Source organism: Corallococcus macrosporus DSM 14697 (genome assembly GCF_002305895.1).
GTDB classification, from domain to species: Bacteria; Myxococcota; Myxococcia; order Myxococcales; family Myxococcaceae; genus Myxococcus; species Myxococcus macrosporus.
The window spans coordinates 1,802,968-1,818,677 of record NZ_CP022203.1; the positions used below are offsets into that span (position 1 = coordinate 1,802,968).

At 67.4% G+C, this 15,710-nt stretch carries 19 protein-coding genes; 5 read left to right on the top strand and 14 right to left on the bottom strand.

The genetic code is table 11. The features are described from left to right. Positions 1-354 precede the first annotated feature (354 nt). Positions 355-1,773, top strand: a complete 1,419-nt coding sequence (locus MYMAC_RS07590) for an ISKra4-like element ISMfu2 family transposase (RefSeq protein ID WP_095957576.1) — start codon at positions 355-357, stop codon at positions 1,771-1,773. A 116-nt stretch (positions 1,774-1,889) separates the two neighbouring features. On the opposite strand, the gene MYMAC_RS07595 is transcribed toward MYMAC_RS07590, so the two are convergent. The 10 genes from MYMAC_RS07595 to MYMAC_RS07640 form a co-directional block, all read right to left on the bottom strand. Next, positions 1,890-2,855: an amidoligase family protein gene (locus MYMAC_RS07595; protein ID WP_095957577.1), complete on the bottom strand. Its 966-nt coding sequence runs from the start codon at positions 2,853-2,855 to the stop codon at positions 1,890-1,892. A gap of 405 nt (positions 2,856-3,260) precedes the next feature. Then, positions 3,261-3,599, bottom strand: a complete 339-nt coding sequence (locus MYMAC_RS07600; RefSeq protein ID WP_095957578.1) for a hypothetical protein — start codon at positions 3,597-3,599, stop codon at positions 3,261-3,263. A gap of 222 nt (positions 3,600-3,821) precedes the next feature. Next, positions 3,822-4,007 (bottom strand): hypothetical protein, encoded by a 186-nt coding sequence (locus tag MYMAC_RS07605; protein WP_095957579.1) that lies wholly within the window; start codon positions 4,005-4,007, stop codon positions 3,822-3,824. 121 nt (positions 4,008-4,128) lie between these two features. Continuing rightward, positions 4,129-4,491: a hypothetical protein gene (locus MYMAC_RS07610; RefSeq protein WP_095957580.1), complete on the bottom strand. Its 363-nt coding sequence runs from the start codon at positions 4,489-4,491 to the stop codon at positions 4,129-4,131. A gap of 8 nt (positions 4,492-4,499) precedes the next feature. Beyond that, positions 4,500-5,117: a DUF2924 domain-containing protein gene (locus tag MYMAC_RS07615; protein ID WP_095957581.1), complete on the bottom strand. Its 618-nt coding sequence runs from the start codon at positions 5,115-5,117 to the stop codon at positions 4,500-4,502. A 114-nt stretch (positions 5,118-5,231) separates the two neighbouring features. Next, a complete protein-coding gene (locus MYMAC_RS07620) occupies positions 5,232-5,456 on the bottom strand; it encodes a DUF6900 domain-containing protein (protein ID WP_095957582.1) in 225 nt (74 codons plus the stop codon). A 92-nt stretch (positions 5,457-5,548) separates the two neighbouring features. Beyond that, a complete protein-coding gene (locus MYMAC_RS07625) occupies positions 5,549-5,824 on the bottom strand; it encodes a hypothetical protein (protein WP_239989398.1) in 276 nt (91 codons plus the stop codon). Between the two features lie 144 nt (positions 5,825-5,968). Beyond that, positions 5,969-6,406, bottom strand: coding sequence for a hypothetical protein (locus MYMAC_RS07630; protein WP_095957583.1), 438 nt, complete (start codon positions 6,404-6,406; stop codon positions 5,969-5,971). 8 nt (positions 6,407-6,414) lie between these two features. Further along, the gene (locus tag MYMAC_RS07635; RefSeq protein ID WP_095957584.1) at positions 6,415-8,325 is read right to left on the bottom strand and encodes a hypothetical protein; all 1,911 of its coding nucleotides are present in this window, start codon (positions 8,323-8,325) and stop codon (positions 6,415-6,417) included. 64 nt (positions 8,326-8,389) lie between these two features. Next, on the bottom strand, positions 8,390-8,545 hold the full coding sequence (locus tag MYMAC_RS07640; RefSeq protein WP_204817466.1) for a hypothetical protein: 156 nt from the start codon (positions 8,543-8,545) through the stop codon (positions 8,390-8,392). A 682-nt stretch (positions 8,546-9,227) separates the two neighbouring features. Between MYMAC_RS07640 and MYMAC_RS36695 the strand changes: the two genes are divergently transcribed. Further along, positions 9,228-10,490 carry a hypothetical protein gene (locus MYMAC_RS36695; RefSeq protein WP_157757467.1) on the top strand — a complete coding sequence of 421 codons (1,263 nt, stop codon included), beginning with the start codon at positions 9,228-9,230 and terminating at the stop codon, positions 10,488-10,490. Positions 10,491-10,671: 181 nt separating this feature from the next. On the opposite strand, the gene MYMAC_RS07645 is transcribed toward MYMAC_RS36695, so the two are convergent. Next, positions 10,672-11,820: a phage tail protein gene (locus MYMAC_RS07645; protein WP_239989399.1), complete on the bottom strand. Its 1,149-nt coding sequence runs from the start codon at positions 11,818-11,820 to the stop codon at positions 10,672-10,674. 66 nt (positions 11,821-11,886) lie between these two features. On the opposite strand from MYMAC_RS07645, the gene tnpA reads away from it, so the two are divergent. The 3 genes from tnpA to tnpC are packed head-to-tail and all read left to right on the top strand — an operon-like array spanning position 11,887 to position 14,335. Next, positions 11,887-12,222 carry an IS66 family insertion sequence element accessory protein TnpA gene (tnpA, locus tag MYMAC_RS07650; protein ID WP_082207158.1) on the top strand — a complete coding sequence of 112 codons (336 nt, stop codon included), beginning with the start codon at positions 11,887-11,889 and terminating at the stop codon, positions 12,220-12,222. Beyond that, a complete protein-coding gene (tnpB, locus tag MYMAC_RS07655) occupies positions 12,219-12,560 on the top strand; it encodes an IS66 family insertion sequence element accessory protein TnpB (protein ID WP_013938504.1) in 342 nt (113 codons plus the stop codon). Before tnpA ends, tnpB begins: the two co-directional genes overlap by 4 nt. A 53-nt stretch (positions 12,561-12,613) precedes the next feature. Beyond that, positions 12,614-14,335, top strand: coding sequence for an IS66 family transposase (gene tnpC, locus MYMAC_RS07660; RefSeq protein WP_239989013.1), 1,722 nt, complete (start codon positions 12,614-12,616; stop codon positions 14,333-14,335). 11 nt (positions 14,336-14,346) lie between these two features. Here the strand turns inward: tnpC and MYMAC_RS07665 are convergent, their stop codons facing one another. The 3 genes from MYMAC_RS07665 to MYMAC_RS07675 are packed head-to-tail and all read right to left on the bottom strand — an operon-like array spanning position 14,347 to position 15,703. Beyond that, on the bottom strand, positions 14,347-14,598 hold the full coding sequence (locus tag MYMAC_RS07665; protein WP_095957585.1) for a hypothetical protein: 252 nt from the start codon (positions 14,596-14,598) through the stop codon (positions 14,347-14,349). Positions 14,599-14,607: 9 nt separating this feature from the next. Continuing rightward, positions 14,608-15,003, bottom strand: a complete 396-nt coding sequence (locus tag MYMAC_RS07670; RefSeq protein WP_095957586.1) for a hypothetical protein — start codon at positions 15,001-15,003, stop codon at positions 14,608-14,610. A gap of 4 nt (positions 15,004-15,007) precedes the next feature. Beyond that, entirely contained in the window at positions 15,008-15,703 is a 696-nt protein-coding gene (locus MYMAC_RS07675; RefSeq protein WP_095957587.1) for a hypothetical protein, read from the bottom strand. Positions 15,704-15,710: the final 7 nt, after the last annotated feature.

Below are 15,710 nucleotides of genomic sequence, written 5' to 3' on the forward strand. Positions count from 1 at the left end.
TGCGCGAGGCGGGTGTCTCGGGTGTGGGCCCTCTTGGAGCGTCGGCTTCGGTATGTCTCGGCCGGGAACTTGTCGTGGCCCGGGCAACAGCCTTTGTCTTTGCGGGCAACTCCGTATGCTCTCATTGTTGCGTCTCTTGTGTCGGCGAGGGGTAGTCGCCCTTTGCGAAAGACATACATGCTCTGGTTCGCCATTGAAGCAAGCGCTGTCTGAGGGAGGAGCGCGAGGACCGTAGGAAGGGGTCTGGATCCGATCCTGAGCGCTGGGTGAGCTAACAAGCCATCGAGCGGTCGCGAGCCTGTTCATCGGCAAGGTGCGAGCCTTCGGGTGGGTTATCTCGACGGAGGTGTGCGCGTGTCGAAGGTGATGCTTGAGGTACCCGAGGAAGTCGCGAAGTTGCTCAAAGTCATGGAGGCGAAGCTGCGGCAGGAGGGCGCGGCGGGGAAAAGCTTCGGGGAAGTGGACCCGGAAGGCGCGTTGAAGGCCATTGATGAGGCGGCCGCGGCGTTGCAGTGCGATGCGAAGCGGAGGTTGCTTCAAGGCTACGACGTCGACGCCCCCCGTCTCCAACTCGCAGGCCAGCTCCACTCCCGGGTCGGCCGGTACACGGCGACGTACAAGACGCGGCAAGGGCCTGTCGAAGTAGAGCGAAGCCTCTATCGACAGGTAGGGGTGAGAAACGGGCCCACGGTGGACACCGTCAGCCTGCGCGCTGGGTGCGTGGCCGATGGGTGGATGCCCGAGGCGGCAGTGCCCATGGCGTACCTGCTGGCCCGGGGGACCTCGAGAGAGGCGGAAGCGACGGCGCGCCAGATGGGCGTGCTGCCCTACTGCCGAGCCTCGTTCGAGCGAGTGGGGCATGCGGTGGGAGCGCTGTACGGCGGCCAGCGGTCTCGGGTGGAGGCGGTGCTGGCCCAGGAGATGCGAGTGCCCCGAGGCACCCGCGGCGTGAGCGTCAGCATGGACAGGGTGGCCGTGCCGATGGAGGAGCCGAAGAAGCGGCCGGTGGGCCGCCCTCGCAAGGGCGCCCCCACGCGCCCGGTGGACGTCGTCTGGCGCATGGCCTACGCCGCCTGCCTCACCTTCCATGACGCCCACGGCGAAGCCCTGGGCACCATCCGCTACGGACGGATGCCACGGGGCCAGGCCCGAGAGGTGGCAGAACGCCTGGCCCGCGACGTCCAGGCCCTGGTTTCCAGGCGGCGCGGCCTGTACGTCGCCGTCCTCACCGACGGTGCCCCTGAGTTGCACGCCTTGCTGGACGAGGCGCTGGCCACCCATGCCCCGGCGGCCAAGAAGCCGGTGCGTCTGGTGGACTTCTGGCACCTGATGGAGAAGCTCGGGGCTGCGGCTCGCGTGGTGGCTGGAGAAGAGACGACCTCCGCGCTGCGTGAGAAATGGAAGCTGTCCCTGCTCAACACGCCCGGGGCGGCGTGGGCCATTGCCATGGCGTTGCACGCCAGCGGCAAGCGGCATGTCGTCCTCGGTGACGGCAAACCGGTGCACGAGGCCCTCACCTACCTGGAGAACCACGGCGAGCGAATGCACTATGCCGAGGCGCGCGCACGGGGACTTCCCATTGGCAGCGGCAACGTGGAGGCTACCTGCAAGTCTCTCGTCTCCCTGCGCATGAAGCGCCCTGGCGCCCGCTGGAAGGAGGCGTCCGGCCAGCACATCCTGGACTTGCGCGCCCTGGTGCTCTCGGAACGGTGGGACGCGGCCATGAACCTCACGCTTGCGCCGCAGAGGGCCGAGGTACGGCGCGCAGCATGATCAGTATGGGAGCCACACCCGTAGGAAGGTGCGGGCCCGGTGCCTGGGCTACTTCCTCGGGCCCCGGCGCCAGAGCAGGCAGGCGCCAGGGCTTCGTGGCGCCCGCGAAGGCCTCGTCACGCGGCGGCGCGGGCTTCGGTGGGCGTGTTACCCGGAGCGGCCCCTGCGTCGCCCTGCGAGCCCTCGCTGCCGGGCGAGCCGTCTTCACCTCCGCCCGGGCCGCGCCGGTCGCGGCGCTGCCCCTTCCATGCGGCGCTGCCCTCCAGTTTCTTGAGGAGGTGCAGGCGCGCCGTCTTGAACTCCTCGCCAATCAGGCCCAGGTGGAGGAGGAACACCCGGAAGTCGTACTTGGCGGTGGCGGGGTTGAAGTCGCGGCGCTTGCTGGAGGCGGCCTTCGAGGCCAAGGCCCGGGCGGCGAGGGCCAGCACCAGTTGGATGTAGGCCTTCACCTCGCCCGCGTGCACCGTGCCGTTGAAGTAGCGGAATTCGATGGTGCCTCGGAAGAAGAGGCTGTTGAGGTTGAGGCCGTGGTAGCGGCTCTGGTCGTAGCGGTCGGGCATGTTGATGCGGCGCCCGTACCAAGCCTCATTCACGTCCTGGAGGGTGCGCGGGCGCCGTGCCTCCAGTCGCTGGAGGAATGCCGCGTCGATGGGCTTGCAGAAGCGGTTCAGCCGCGCGGCGCTCACTCCGAGGGCCGTCTCCAGGAGGCGCTCCTGCTTGTGAATCATCTTCACGAGGTTGGTAACGCCCTTTGCATCGAAGCGGCTGCCGTCGACGTGGATGTGGATGCCGGTGGAGGCGTCGGCGCGAGCGCCGGCCTCGCGCGCGGCCCGCACCACCTGCTGTAAGGCGTCGAGGTCCTGGTAGGTGAGGATGGGGGAAACGATTTCGCCGCTGTACTCGCCCCCGCTTAGCGAGCCATCCGGCACCACCTTCCAGGTGCGGCCCTGGGCGTCCGTCACCTGCCAGCCCCGGTAGTCGCTGGAAACCTGCCCGCCCACCGCGCTCTGAATCGCGTGGGCCAGCTTCTGGCGGCTGGCGCCAACCGTCTCAATCTCAATTCCAAACCGGAGCGTCTTCATGGGGTTTGCCTCTCGCATTCGCGCGGGGTTGTGGCACCCGTCGCGAAACACATACACGCTCTTGTGTGCGAATGAAGCAAGTCCGCTTCGACGGCCCGAAGGGTGGTTTTGGATGTGTTTGAGGGGGTTGCGAGAATACGCGGGGTTGCACGCTGGCGCCGGTGGATGGGAGCGGACGGACCGCCCGGATGGGGGGCGGCAGGCGGAATTCCAGTGTGTGTGATTGTCCTGGTGATAGGCCGGGATTGGTGGGGCGTGTGGGCGCGGACTCCCTCCGCCTTGCCCCCTGGTTCAGTCGGAGGAGCCGCCCGCCGGAGCCGGGCCGCTGGACTCCAGGGGCGGCGGGCTTTTGGTTCGGCAAGGAACCCGCGCGGTGCTGCGGCGCGGGTTCCTTGGCCCCTCCGCTCAGCACCGCAGAGTGTCGAGGAGCATCATCCCGCGCATGGCCTCGGCCTCGTCGCCCTCGGCCAACTCCAGGTGGATGCGGCCGTGGGTCGGCGCATCAAGGCACTCGCTCTGGATAATCCACCGCTCGGTGGCGGGTGTTCTCAGCTCCAGGTCGGCTGAATAGGCGTGGAGCGCCGCCCTCAGATGTCGATGGGGGGTGCCTTTGGGTAGGACAACGTCGAGCTGCGGCTGAAGCGTTCCGTACCGACTCTTGGCGAGGATTACGCTCAGGTTGGCGTTCTGGAGGTCAAACACCGTTACCTGAACGATGCGGGGGGAGGGGAGTGGGGTTGCCATGGTGTGCATTCCTGTGGATTGGCGCGGAGCTTTGTTGCCCGTCGCGAAAGGCATACACGCTCTGGTGGGCGGGCGTATCAAGTCCTCTCTGCTGTTTTGGGCGTATGTATTATCCGGGGTTGGGAGGGGACGCTGCTCTGGGGGACGTGTATGGCGGGGAGGTAGAGCATTCGCGCGTCCCTATCGCAGCCCAGCAGCCCCCTTGACTGGGGGCGGCTGCGGCTACGTTGCCTCCTTGGCTATCGGGGTGGACTTCGCGTCCTCCTGTGCGGCTCGAATCTTCATGAGCTTGTCGATGATTTCCGCCTTCCTGGTTTCCTCCAGGTAGGGAAAGCTGTTTCCGGTGTCGATGACGTAACGGCGCAGCTTCTTGACGGTCATTGCTTCCAATTCGCTGCGTGTCTTCATGTTGTTCCTGCAGGTGTGTTGACGCGGGGTTGGGAGTGGCTCGGGTGCGCGCGTTGCGCGCGCGTCCAGGGGAGTGGTTTGGGCAGGGGCAGTGGCTCGCGCTGCCGCCCGCCTAGCCATGTCATCGGAGGGCGCTTTGCAGGACTTGCAGCCCTCGCTCTGCCTCGTCACGAGTTGGCCGAGGGCCACCGACGCCGAGTAACAGCAGGTAGACGCGGCTTCTGAGCCCGTCGTCGAGCACCTCAGATTCAACGAGCCAGTGCTCTTGCGCTGGGGTGCGCAGCTCTACCTGCGTGGCAAGGAGGAGGAGGGCCGCATTGCGTTGCCGCGCGGAGGTGCCCTGCGGGAAGGCAACTTCGACTTCGGGCTGCAGCTCTGCGCCGGAGTCAGGGAGGGCCAGCCTCACTTCCACGCGGGCGCCCGCGAGCGCCTTGCGAAGCGCCACCGACACGAGGGCGTCGGTGGCTTGTTCCTTCGTCGCCATGCTGGGCCTCACTCCTCAGTCTTCGGAGCAAAGTGCGCGGCGGCCTCGGTGGCGCCCATGGCCTTGAGTTCCCGGTAGACCGCCTGCCGGAAGAAGCGAGTCCTGCTCGGCAGGCCCGCGTCGCGCCAGGCCTTGTCCAGGGCCTTGAGGGCCTCGTCTTCGAAGGAGAGCGGGATGACGCGCTTGCCGTCCTCGCGCACCTTCAGCTCGCGCTCGGGACGCGGGCCCACCTTGATTCGCCCGGCCTCCGCCTCCCGAATCTTCCACTTGAGGTAGGGGACGTCTCGGCTACCCGTCGGGCGTCCCACGACTTCGAGGTACTTCGCCTGCAACTCCTCCAGCGACATGGCAGCGAAGCGCCCGCGCCGAGGGGCGGGCTGCGTGCCTGCGGCCGGGGTGGCGGCCGGTGATGCGGGCGCCGGAGGCGCGCTGAGGGCGGCGGCCTTCGCCCGGCGGGAGGGGCTGCGCTGCTTCTTCGCGGCGAGGGACTCCTCGATGCGGCGGATGAGGTACTTCTTGTTGGGGCTGCGCGTCTCCTCGCCCACCACTTCGCGGTAGCGGGCGCGCAGCTCCGTCAGGTTCATGGACTCCAGCTTCTTCGTCTTCGGGGCGGTGGTGCGGGGCATGGTGGTGTTTTCCTTTCCGGGCCGTGGGTACACGTCTGCCGTTCACGAGGGCGGCCCGGCGGCCCTCATGCGCTGGCGCCCCGGTGGGCGGGGCATGGTTGGTGAGAGGAGGCGCTACTTGCTGCGGGCGTTGCTGGCGGCACTCAGGCCGGCCTGATAGGCGGCTTCGAGAGCCTCCTTCAGGCGCCACACTGCCACCTCGTGAAAGTCGAGGCTGTCGCTGCTGCGTGTCTTCAAGGTTTTGATGTTCAGCGTCTCGCGAGCAATGCGCTCAAAGGTTTCTTGGAGGGCCGGGTCGGGCTTCGCGGTGGCTGAGGTGTGTGGCCTGCGGGGTGCCATTGTTTCATCCCTTGGTGCGCCGTTGGGTGGCGCGCGTGAGGCATACACGCTCTGTCTTGCGCGTATGGCAAGTCATTGTGCGCTGGGATTGTTCAGGTGCGCGAAGCACTCCAGGTCGATGGCTCGTGGGTCGACATGCACAAAGCTGGTGCTGCCATCCAAGAGGACAGGCGCCGCGTCGATGCAGTCCTCGGCCGTGACGCCCCGAGGCGCGCCAGCTTCTCGTCCGTGTTCACGTAGTAGTCGTCTGCGTCCGGATTGGCGTCAGGGCGAGTGCCGCCGCGCAACACGGCGAAGATGCGGACCTTCTCCCCCTGGAGGCCGGGGATTTTGTTGCCGAGGTAGATGGTTTCGGTGCCGATAATCATAGGTGTCTCCCTGGCGCGCAGTTGGGTGGCGCGCGAAGACATACACGCTCCATCTTCGAGACATAGCAAGTCGAGGAGCGAGGGATTCCGGCCGCCCGGGGCACGGTGGGCGCGGGAGTGCTCGGTTTCGCTGACAGTGTATGTCTATCGACTGGACGCGTCCGGGGCGCGGGGCTCCTCATCGGGCGACACCTCGATGCGCAAGCCCTGCGGAAACCAGCGCTCGCGAGCCTCCTGCGAAAGGGGCCGCATCAGCACCTTGCCGGCGGTGCCTCTCTTGGGCTTGAGCACCGCGTGCAGGCGCCCGCGCTGGACCAACTCGGCATGGAGGTGGCCGACGAGGAGCCGATGCAGGTGCCCGAAGCTGCCTGGCGCGGGATGCTCCGGTTCACCCTCCGGCGCGCGGATGAGGAACTCGGTGGAGCGGCAGGCGGGACAGGGCGGGAGCTGGACGAGGCCGTCGTCCACGTCCTCGCGACGCGCGACGCCCACCTCCAGGGTGCCAAGGGAGAGGCGATTGCCGCTGCCGCACCGGGCGCAGCGTTGAAGCACGTCTTCGGCAGTGACTTCGTGAATGGCCATGGGCGTCCTTACGCGACAGCGGTGTACGAGCCGAACCAGTACGTTGCGGCGAGGCCTGGGAGGTTTTGGTGGCTGTAGAAGGCGAAGCCGTCTCTGTCGGGCACCATGACGGTGGGGTTGCCGACGAAGCTGCCGCTGGTGGCGTAGGGGGAGAGGGTGATGGAGGAGGGCACGCCAGGAAAGCGACTGCGGAACGTCACCGAGCCTCCCCCGGACAGGTTGTCGTGCGCGGCGGTGTCGCTATTGCTGTACTGGAGGCCGAGCCGGCCCACCTCGCGCACGCTGCCCGCCAGCTCGAAGGAGGTGTTGTTGGCGGTGCTACTCAGGGGGAGTCGCAAGGTGCGCGTCCAGGAGGCGAAGGTGGCGGTGAGGCTGGCGTCGTGGAGGAACTCCACCTCGTTGCGCGAGAGGCGGAAGCCGGCGGCTGCGGCGCCGGTGGTGTCCCGGGCCCAGGCGCTCCCATTCCAGGCGGCGTTGAGGGTGAACCACACCGAGTCGCTGTCGGCGTAGAGGCGCAGCCGCGCGGCGACGCCGCCCGCGCCCTGGGCGTCGAGGAGGAGGACGCGGCCGGAGCCGAGGACGGGCTGGAGGATGGCCTTGTGCTGGCCCGCCGCCGCCTCGTTGCCGCGGAAGTGCCCGCCGCCGAAGGCCGCGAGGACTTCGGCGAGGGCGGACTCGACGGTGCCCGCCGTCAGCAGGTTGCCCGCGTCCGCGACGGAGATGGCGGAGGCTGCGTGGGCCCCCACGGCCTGGGTGACATGTCCGTTGAGGAAGCCCAGCAGCGCGGCCACCTGCTGCCGCAGATTTCCGGCGGCGAGGGCGTGGGGCGTCCCGGCCAGCACGTCTCCTCCGACGCGAGACGCACCAGGGCTTCCGGCCGTCGTCTCTCCGAGGCGGGTGACGACCTCCTGGAGTTGAGCCTGGACGCTGGTGGCGGCAACGTAGCCATGGGGCGAAGCGGCGATGGCGCTGGCGTGGTGGGCCCCGGTAGCCGCGCCCTGGTGGGCGTTGAGGAAGCCCAGCAGCGAGGAGAGCTGCGCGTCCACGGTGCTCGCAGGCAGGAGGTTGGGCGTGCCGGGCACCGCGTCCGCGCCCACGCGGGAGGCGCCCGGTGTGCCGGAGGCGGCCGAGGAGAGCTTGTCCGCGACTTCGTCTACCGCCTCCTGCACAGTGGTGGAGGTGATGAAGCCATGGGGCGCGTAGTCCACGGCACTCGCCTCGTGCCTCCGGGCGGCGCCGGAGAAGTGTCCGGCCAGCTCGGCGTCCACCTCGTCCAACGTCGCCTGCACCGTGTCCGCGCTGGGGCTCAGCACGGCCCATGTGCCGCTTTCCACGGCCACGGAGGTGCCGCGCGCGAAGATGAAGGCTTGGCGGCGCGAGGTGTCCAAGTCCGCGGCGAGAATCTGCGTCTGCCCCGGGCGGCGCCGGACGTCACACAGCAGCAGCTCGTCGGGCTGGAGGGCGGGCTTGGGCGCCTGGCCGACGGGGCCCTCCGGCGCCTGGCGCACCACCAGCTCGAAGGACTCGTCGCGGCGGAAGTACACCTGCTGGGAGTTGCCGTCCGTGCGTGGCTCGGACAGCAGGCGGGTGAAGCGCAGGAAGATGCCCACCCACCGCTCGCTGCCCGAGGTGGAGACGTCGGTGGGGATGCCCGACAAGTCCACTGCGCAGTCCACCGTTTGCCCGGTGCCGAAGAAGATGCGCTGGCCGAGGTTGTCGTAGGCGCGGCCCGGGGCCGTCAAGTCGACGGAGAGGTTGGGCACCGGGGAGTGCGGCGCGGGCACCGCCCCGGAGATGACGCCGTGGACACCCAAGTCCGAGGCGAGGTTTCTGTCTGCCTGCTCCAACTGCGCGAAGGCCAAGTCCAGCTCGGCCTCCGTCACGCGCTGCCTGAAGAAAAAATCCAGCCGGTTACTCATGCCTGCACCCTCCAGAGGAAGGCAAAGGCAGGGCGCGAGAAATCGGGGACATCCCGCAGGGCGTTCAGTGCAGCGTCGTCGTGTCGCCCAGCTCACTGAGCCCCAGCTCCCAGTGCTCCGGGAGAATGGACGGCAGGGGCTCCACGAGGTCCACGAAGTGGGTGTGGGCGAGCTGTGCGGAGGCGCCGGGGGAATGAGCGGCCCCCCCCCCAGCCGTCATTCGTGCCGTAGCGAGGCGTTCAAGGGGTGGGGTGATTTGGACCTGGAGGAGGGACTCGTCGACGCGTTCCTCGCCTCGGCGAAACGGGGGACTGCGTCGGGAAGTCCGAATGGGGCAAGGAGACGAAGAGCCTGGCCGCTGCAGATGGCGCTGGTCTTGCTCGCACTAAGCGAGAATCGCGCTCTGCGCTTCATACGGGACCCAAGTACCATTCGGAAGCATGGACTCTCAGACGGCACTCCGCGAGTTGGAAGCTGAGCTGGACAAGGACGTCAAGGCCTTGCCGCTCCTGAAACTACCATTTCGGACAGTAGTCTCGGCTCTCTACGGCGTTGTGGATAACCGCTTTCATGGGCCACGGACCTCGCCAGAGAGTCGAGAGAACGAAGATGTTGGGTCCGCGATAGTTAATAGACTGTCATATCTGCTCCCGCTGCTTATCGACTGTCCTGTGGAGCCGTTGGGACTTAATTTGGCAAATGCGCTAAGTCCGATCACGCCACAATACCTAGCGGAGCTGGGATTTCTTCTGGCATATGCACACTTCAGTGAGCTGATGCCCGAGGTGCATCGAGGTTACTATTCGGTAAGCGGAGATGTTGCGTCCGGATTTAGGTTGACACACGCAAGTGATAGTTTTCGCTACTATGAGGCCCGAGATATCGCACTCACCGAAATCTCCATGCCGTACTATCTCCGGCCAAGACTGAAATTCGAAGCTCAACTGGTCGACGTCGTGAATCGCTTCGTTAAGCAAAAGTTCAGCCATGCGGGAGACCTCGTCACGACTGTCACGGTTATCGCAAAGCAGCTCTATGAGGAGTTCCGGCTCGGGATTCGTGAAATTCCAATACTGACGGACGAAGGTTGCAACGCGGCATTTGGGGTGTCGCTCGAGAAGTTCAACCGCTTCCGATCAGCCTGGGCGGGCATTAGTGAGCTTTGCCTTCATCTAGCTGATGCATTTGCGCACCGAGCTCGCTCCTCAAGTGGCCGGCGTCAGCGCGAACTGTTCTTTGAAAGCATGGAGTGGACAGCGCCACTGCTTCGGCGGAATTTTCTTGAGGGGCTGGTGCTTGCTCTTACGGGACTCTCCGGAGGCGAGATTGACCATCTAATGCAGTTCTACTCATTCTCCCCTGCGGAGAAGCGTGCAAGACAAGTGGGAGATGGTTTCTTTCCGCCGATTGCTCAGCTCGCCGATTCTCTCCATTTTAATCCAGATGCCCTTCGGTCGATGCTGTCTAGTCGGAACGTGCTGTATGTCTTGAATAGGGCGCATACTCAGGTCTTTGATGAGCAGGTTTCCGGCCATCTTGAGCCGGCCCTCATCGAAATTGCCAAGCGGCCCCTATCCCGCCTTCCGGATGTCTTCCTGGCGCAGGAAATCGACTGGGGTGGAGGCGACATCGACCTCCTTGTGTATAGCGAGAGGGAGAATAGCGCTCTCCACATTCAGGCCAAAGCGGCAATTGCTCCACAAGGTGCACGCATGGTCGCGGCGACTGAAGGCCGAGTAAAGGAGGCTCTTCGTCAACTAAGCGCACTCCGAAAGCTTCCGCCTGCTCAGATTGATGCGATTGTTGAGAAGGCAATCGGTCGCCCTGTTCGTGGCGTGAATTTGGTGGATGTAGTTCTCTGTCGGGCATCGTTCGGTACTGCGAAGATATGGGAACGGCTAGGGTCCGTTGCAGTTGTTAATCCGTCCATTGTGGCAGCAGTTGTGGAGAGGCTTCTTGCTACGTCCAGTTCAAACCCAGTCACGGCATTCGCCGCGACCGTGCAGGAAGTTGCTGACGACATTCAGCGTCGAGCCGCCACGGGCTGGGAGGAAGCTACGATAGAGCTTGGTCGCACAACTCTCACAATGCCGTTGCTCAGGCTGGATTCCAACGTGCTCTGGGTGGAGCGTCAGAAATCGTATGAGCGCCTTATGGGCAAGTGAGGGTGTCTTTGGTTGTTTTTTAGCTCTCGATTGTCTGATGTCCCATCCCATCATGATCTTGTTCACAGGACTCTGTCTCTGCTGCGGTTAGCTGAAGAGGTCCAGCCGGTTGCTCATGCCTGCGCCCTCCAGTGGAGTGCAAAGGCATGGCGCGAAAAATCGGGGACATGCCGCAGGGCCTTCAGTGCAGCGTCGTCGTCTCGCCCAGCTCGCTGAGTCCCAGCTCCCAATGCTCGGGGAGAATGGGCGGCAGGGGCTCCACCAAGTCCACGAAGTGGGTGTGCGCGGGCTTGAGGTACTCGACGAGGGTGCGCAGGCGCTGGCGCTCCGCGGGCGAGAGGAGGCGCTCCACCTCGACGTTGAAGGCGTAGCGGGCGAAGCGCTCCGAGGGCCCCAGCACCCAGTCCACGCCCAGCTCGGACTCGCCCAGCACGAGGGTGTCCGAGGCGAAAGGGGAGATGGCCCGCACCTCGATCCCCAAGAAGAAGCGGATGGCGTTGCGCAGGCCCAGCGCGGTGCCCTTCTGGCGATACATGTCCACGAGGACGGAGGCCAGCCGGCGCCGGGCGAGGACGTCCAGCTCGAAGGCGAAGGGGTTGCCCAAGTCCAGGAGGATGGCGTCGAGGAAGGCCTCCGGAGCGCGCTCCAAGTCGAAGACGTCGGGGAAGGCGTCCAGGTCCGCGAGGAGCAGGTCGGTCACCTCCTGGAGACAGGAGATGAAGCGGCGCAAGTCCCCCGTCACGTCGTCGCGGCGGTTGTGGCCCGGCAGCATGTCCCAGAGCTGGAAGCTCCGGGAGGACGGCCGAGCTGGACGGAAGCCCGCGAAGGTGGCGCGGTGGTAGGGGGCGAGCACAGGGTTGTCGTGCGTGTCCGTCACGGCCTCTGCACGCACTTCGTAAACCACGTCCGGCGTCAGCTCCGTGTCGAGGACGAGGTGGACGAGGGGGCCGTCGGCAGCGGCCTCGAGGGCGGCCACAGGGACTGCGGGGGCGCCACGAGGCGTGAAGGTGAAGCGCGCCGTGGGCGGCACCCGCACGTCCTCGTCGAAGGCGAGGCGCACCGACTTGGGTCCCACGGCCTGCGCGCCCACGAGGCGCGGGGCCGTCCTGTCTTCCACGGTGAAGGTGTACGTCTCGTCAAGGAGGTTCTCGCCGCCGGCCGTGGCGGAGACGACGCGCACGGAGACGGTGGCCTGGCTGGCCAGCGGCACCGCCGGGTGGAGCACCACACGCAGGGTGTCCGCCGTCTGCCTCACCTCCGCGAGTGGCCCCGCGAAGGCAGGCGCCACCTCGACGCTGGCCCCTCCCTCGAAGGCGAGGACGTCGTCCACCCAGACGGTATCCGCTGCACGAGCCCCGTCTGGAGGGGATGAGCCGGAGCGCGCAAGGTGGCGCGCATGGCGAATGCGGAGCTGTGGAAGAAGCGAGTGGAGGAGTGGCGCACCAGTGGGCTGAGCGCGGAGGAGTACTGCCGTGGGAAGGAGTTCACGCCCAGCCCGCTGTACCGGTGGTCGAGTCGACTGGCGAAGGCGGGGCGTGGAGAAGAGGAGGCGGCGGTGCCGCTGGTGAGGCTGGTTTCGTCCCCAGCCCGCGTCGAAGCCGCACCGGGTGCAGGACTCGTCGTCATTGAGGCACACGGGGCGCGGGTGCTGGTGCCGGCGGGGGCGGACGTGGCGACGGTGGGTGTAGCGCTGGCGGCGCTGGGTGCGGCGAGCCGGGGCGGGGCGCGATGATTCCGCACGGCGTCGAAATCTTCCTGGGCCTGGAGCCGATTGACTTGCGCTGGGGCTTCGAGCGGCTGTCGGGGTTGGTGGAGGAGAGGCTGGGACGCAAGCCGCGCAGCGGCGCCCTCTTCGTCTTCTTCGGCAAGCGGCGCACGGCGCTGAAGGTACTCTTCTACGACGGGACGGGGCTGTGCCTCTTCTACAAGCGGCTGGACACCGGCTGCTTCCAGGTGCCGCGAGGGTTGGAGGAAGGCGCTACCAGCCTGGCGGTGGAGGAGCACGTGCTGGAGGAGTTGCTGGACGGGCTGCGCGTGGAGGCGCCCAGGCGGGGCCCTCGCCCACATTGAGAGGCGCCAGGCGCACCACCGCGCGGGGGCACCAGGCAGGTGTCGACAGCGCGGTGGCGAGTGGTTACAAGGCCGCGGTGTCCACGCACGAGTCTCCCATTTCCGCGCAGGCGCGCATCGCCGAGCTCGAGGCGCTGTTGAGCGCCGAGAGGCAGCGCGCCGCGCAGTTGGAGAGGGAGCGGGACGTGCTGAAAGCCTCGCACGAGAGGCTGCGGCTGGAGTTGGAGTTACTCAAGCGCCGCCTCTTCATGGCCAAGGCGGAGCGGGTGGACACTCAGCAGTTGGAGTTGGAATTCGCCCAGAAGCTGCGCGCGCTGGAAGAGGTGGCCGGCACGCTGGGCATGGCCTCGGCGGAGGCGTCAGGCGGCGCGGGGGCGAAGCAGAAGTCCAAGCCCAAGGGCCGGCGGGACTTGAAGAGTCTGCCGCTGGAAGAGAGGCGGGTGGAGATTGCGGACCCTCTCTTCGACGAGCTGGTGGCCCAGGGGAAGGCGGAGAAAATCGGCTTCGAGGAGAGCTGCAAGCTGGCCTGGCAGCGCGGCGGTATGCGGCGCCTCGTCATCGCCCGGGTGAAGTACCGCACCGTGGGGGCCGACGGGGAGGCCACGCTGGCCTCGGCCATGGCGCCCAAGGAAGTCTTCTTCCGCTGCCTGGCGGCGCCCTCGCTGCTGGCCCACCTGGCCACCGAGAAGTACTGCGACGGACTGCCGTTGTTCCGCATGGAGAAGCGCCTGGCCCGCGACGGCGTGGCGGTGGACAGGGGGACGATGGCGCGGTGGCTGGAGGACATGGGCGCCACCCTGGGCACCACCGTGGTGGCCGCCATGCGCGAGGAGGCGCTGGCCACCGCCTTCTGCATCGCCACCGACGCCACGGGCGTGGCGGTGCAGCCGGCCCCCGCCGAGGGGCAGCGCCAGGCGTGCCGACGCGGCCACTACTTCGTCCAGGTAGTCGACAGGGACGCCGTCTTCTTCGAGTACACGCCGAAGGAGACGAGCGCCGCGGTGCTGGAGCTCTTCAAGGGCTTCAAGGGCTACGTGCAGGCCGACGCCAAGAGCGTCTACAACGCCCTCTTCCGACCCGCCGAGGACGCGCCCGCTGACGGCGAGGAGGGGGTGTGTCAGGAGGTGGCGTGCTGGGCGCACTGCCGCCGGGGCTTCTGGGAGGCGGCGATGGCCAAGGACGTCGTCGCCAGGGAGGGGCTGGCGCGCATCAGCCGCCTCTTCCAACTCGAAGACACGTGGAGGGACAAGCCCCCGGAGGAGATTCACCGGCTGAGGCATGCCCACCTGCGTGCACACGTGGACGCCTTCTTCGTCTGGGCCCAGGAAGAGTACGAGAAGGTGCGGGAGCAGCGCGGCCTCTTGCGCCGGGCCCTCGGCTACGCCCTGCGCCAGCGCGAGGCGCTGCGCTGCTTCCTCGACGACGGACGGCTGCTGCTTGAGAACAACCGCAGCGAGAGAGAGTTGAGGAGGATTGCCGTCGGACGCAAGGCTTGGCTCTTCGTCGGGAGCGATGACCATGCCGAGCGCGCCGGCCACCTCTTCACCCTCATCGCCACCGCGCGGCTGCACGGACTCGAGCCGGAGGCCTACCTGCGCGACGTCCTGCGCGTGCTGGCCTACTGGCCCCGCGAGCGCTACCTGGAACTCGCCCCCAAGTACTGGGCCGCCACGCGCGCTCGCCTCCTCCCCGCCGAACTCGACGCCGAGGTGGGCGAACTCACCGTCCCGGCGCCGGTTGCGGCCTCGTCCGAAGAGCAGTCGCCGCCGCGCTGAAAGCGTCTCATTCACCCCGCCAGCATGCGGCGTCCGCCCGGCCCACGGAAGACGGGGCTCGTGCAGCGGATACCCCAGACGCGCGTGGTCGCCCGGGCAATGCCGTCCGCGCCGACGTCCACCAGCTCCAGCTCCAGCGCGGCATCGACGGGGACATCCGCCTCCTCGGGGCCCGGAGCGCGGTTGAGGAGGAGGGGGCGGCGCGTCTCGGCGAAGAGGGAGACGGTGTCGACGTAGAGGGCGGGCAGCTCAACCGTGGCCATGGGGCTTCCTCACGGGGAGATGAGCTCCAGGCGGACGCCCACCGTGTGGACGCCGGAGAGCTTCGAGATGTTGGCGGCCATGTCCCCGACGAGGCGCTCGCGGCCGGGGCGCCCGAGGCAGCGGGCGTACTTCACCCCTCCCACGACGAGGGACGCTTCCCAGGCCAGGCCCGCCGGGACGCCTGGCGGCACACGGAGGCGCAAGGCACAGCGGACGAGCGCCACGCCCGTGACGTCCACCGCTTGCGTCACCTCGGCGAAGTCTCCGGGGCCCAGCTCGAAGCGGCGTCCAGGCTCCTCGTCGCCCAGGACGAAGAGGTACTCGCCCGAGGCGGGCGCGGCCCGCTGGGGCCGAATGCGGCCCTGCCCCCGGCCCAGGCGACTGGTGAATGCGGTGAGGGCCATGGCTTCACACCTGCCGGGAGAGCTCGAGCGAGTCGAAGTAGGCGCGGCGCGTGACGTCCTTCACCGCGAAGCCGAAGCCGCCCCGGCCGGAGGTGAGGGGCTGGCTGCCGGAGTTGATGCCGAGGGCGTCGTCGATGAAGTCGGCCATGCCCAGCACGGGCTGCCAGTCGGGAGGCGTGCCGAGCGGGTGCGCGGCCAAGTCATTCTGGAAGGCCTTGAGGACGACGTCGCCGTTGGCGTTGACGACGACGTCCAGCCGCAGGTGCAGCCAGGTGCCCTGCGTGAAGCTGGCCGAGGACTTCAGCAGGACGCCGGGACCGTCCGCATCGGGCAGGCCCGTGGCCACCGCGCCCTTGCGGAGCACCACCCGGTGCGGCTCGTCATCGGAGAGGCCCAGGAGGTAGGCGGAGTCGTTGACGGAAGTGCCCTGTCCGCAGAGGAAGAGGAAGGGGGAGAAGCCGGTGGGGCCGCCGCCCGGCCCGCGCTGGAGGCAGCCGCGGACGCTGCCTCCCTTGGCCATGGGGGCGAAGTCGGGAAGGTTGGCGAAGAGGGCGACGGAGCCCTGCGCGGCCGACAACGAGTTGAAGGCGAAGAGGAAGTTGCCGCCGCCCGGGGGACGGGCAATGCCCGCCGTCACGCCCCTGTCCACGGTGGCGATGTCCAGGCCGCCATTGAGGTAAGTCCAGTCTGCGAGTGCCATGGTGTCC

Coding starts and splice junctions, on each gene's coding strand:
- MYMAC_RS07620 (WP_095957582.1), bottom strand. CDS start 5,456: ATGGCACCCCGCAGGCCACACACCTCAGCCACCGCGAAGCCCGACCCG.
- MYMAC_RS07665 (WP_095957585.1), bottom strand. CDS start 14,598: ATGGCCACGGTTGAGCTGCCCGCCCTCTACGTCGACACCGTCTCCCTC.
- MYMAC_RS07605 (WP_095957579.1), bottom strand. CDS start 4,007: ATGAAGACACGCAGCGAATTGGAAGCAATGACCGTCAAGAAGCTGCGC.
- MYMAC_RS07595 (WP_095957577.1), bottom strand. CDS start 2,855: ATGAAGACGCTCCGGTTTGGAATTGAGATTGAGACGGTTGGCGCCAGC.
- MYMAC_RS07615 (WP_095957581.1), bottom strand. CDS start 5,117: ATGCCCCGCACCACCGCCCCGAAGACGAAGAAGCTGGAGTCCATGAAC.
- tnpA (WP_082207158.1), top strand. CDS start 11,887: ATGGCGAATGCGGAGCTGTGGAAGAAGCGAGTGGAGGAGTGGCGCACC.
- MYMAC_RS07675 (WP_095957587.1), bottom strand. CDS start 15,703: ATGGCACTCGCAGACTGGACTTACCTCAATGGCGGCCTGGACATCGCC.
- MYMAC_RS07670 (WP_095957586.1), bottom strand. CDS start 15,003: ATGGCCCTCACCGCATTCACCAGTCGCCTGGGCCGGGGGCAGGGCCGC.
- MYMAC_RS07635 (WP_095957584.1), bottom strand. CDS start 8,325: ATGAGTAACCGGCTGGATTTTTTCTTCAGGCAGCGCGTGACGGAGGCC.
- MYMAC_RS07640 (WP_204817466.1), bottom strand. CDS start 8,545: ATGACGGCTGGGGGGGGGGCCGCTCATTCCCCCGGCGCCTCCGCACAG.
- MYMAC_RS07610 (WP_095957580.1), bottom strand. CDS start 4,491: ATGGCGACGAAGGAACAAGCCACCGACGCCCTCGTGTCGGTGGCGCTT.
- MYMAC_RS07625 (WP_239989398.1), bottom strand. CDS start 5,824: ATGATTATCGGCACCGAAACCATCTACCTCGGCAACAAAATCCCCGGC.
- MYMAC_RS07600 (WP_095957578.1), bottom strand. CDS start 3,599: ATGGCAACCCCACTCCCCTCCCCCCGCATCGTTCAGGTAACGGTGTTT.
- MYMAC_RS07630 (WP_095957583.1), bottom strand. CDS start 6,406: ATGGCCATTCACGAAGTCACTGCCGAAGACGTGCTTCAACGCTGCGCC.
- MYMAC_RS36695 (WP_157757467.1), top strand. CDS start 9,228: ATGCCGTACTATCTCCGGCCAAGACTGAAATTCGAAGCTCAACTGGTC.
- tnpB (WP_013938504.1), top strand. CDS start 12,219: ATGATTCCGCACGGCGTCGAAATCTTCCTGGGCCTGGAGCCGATTGAC.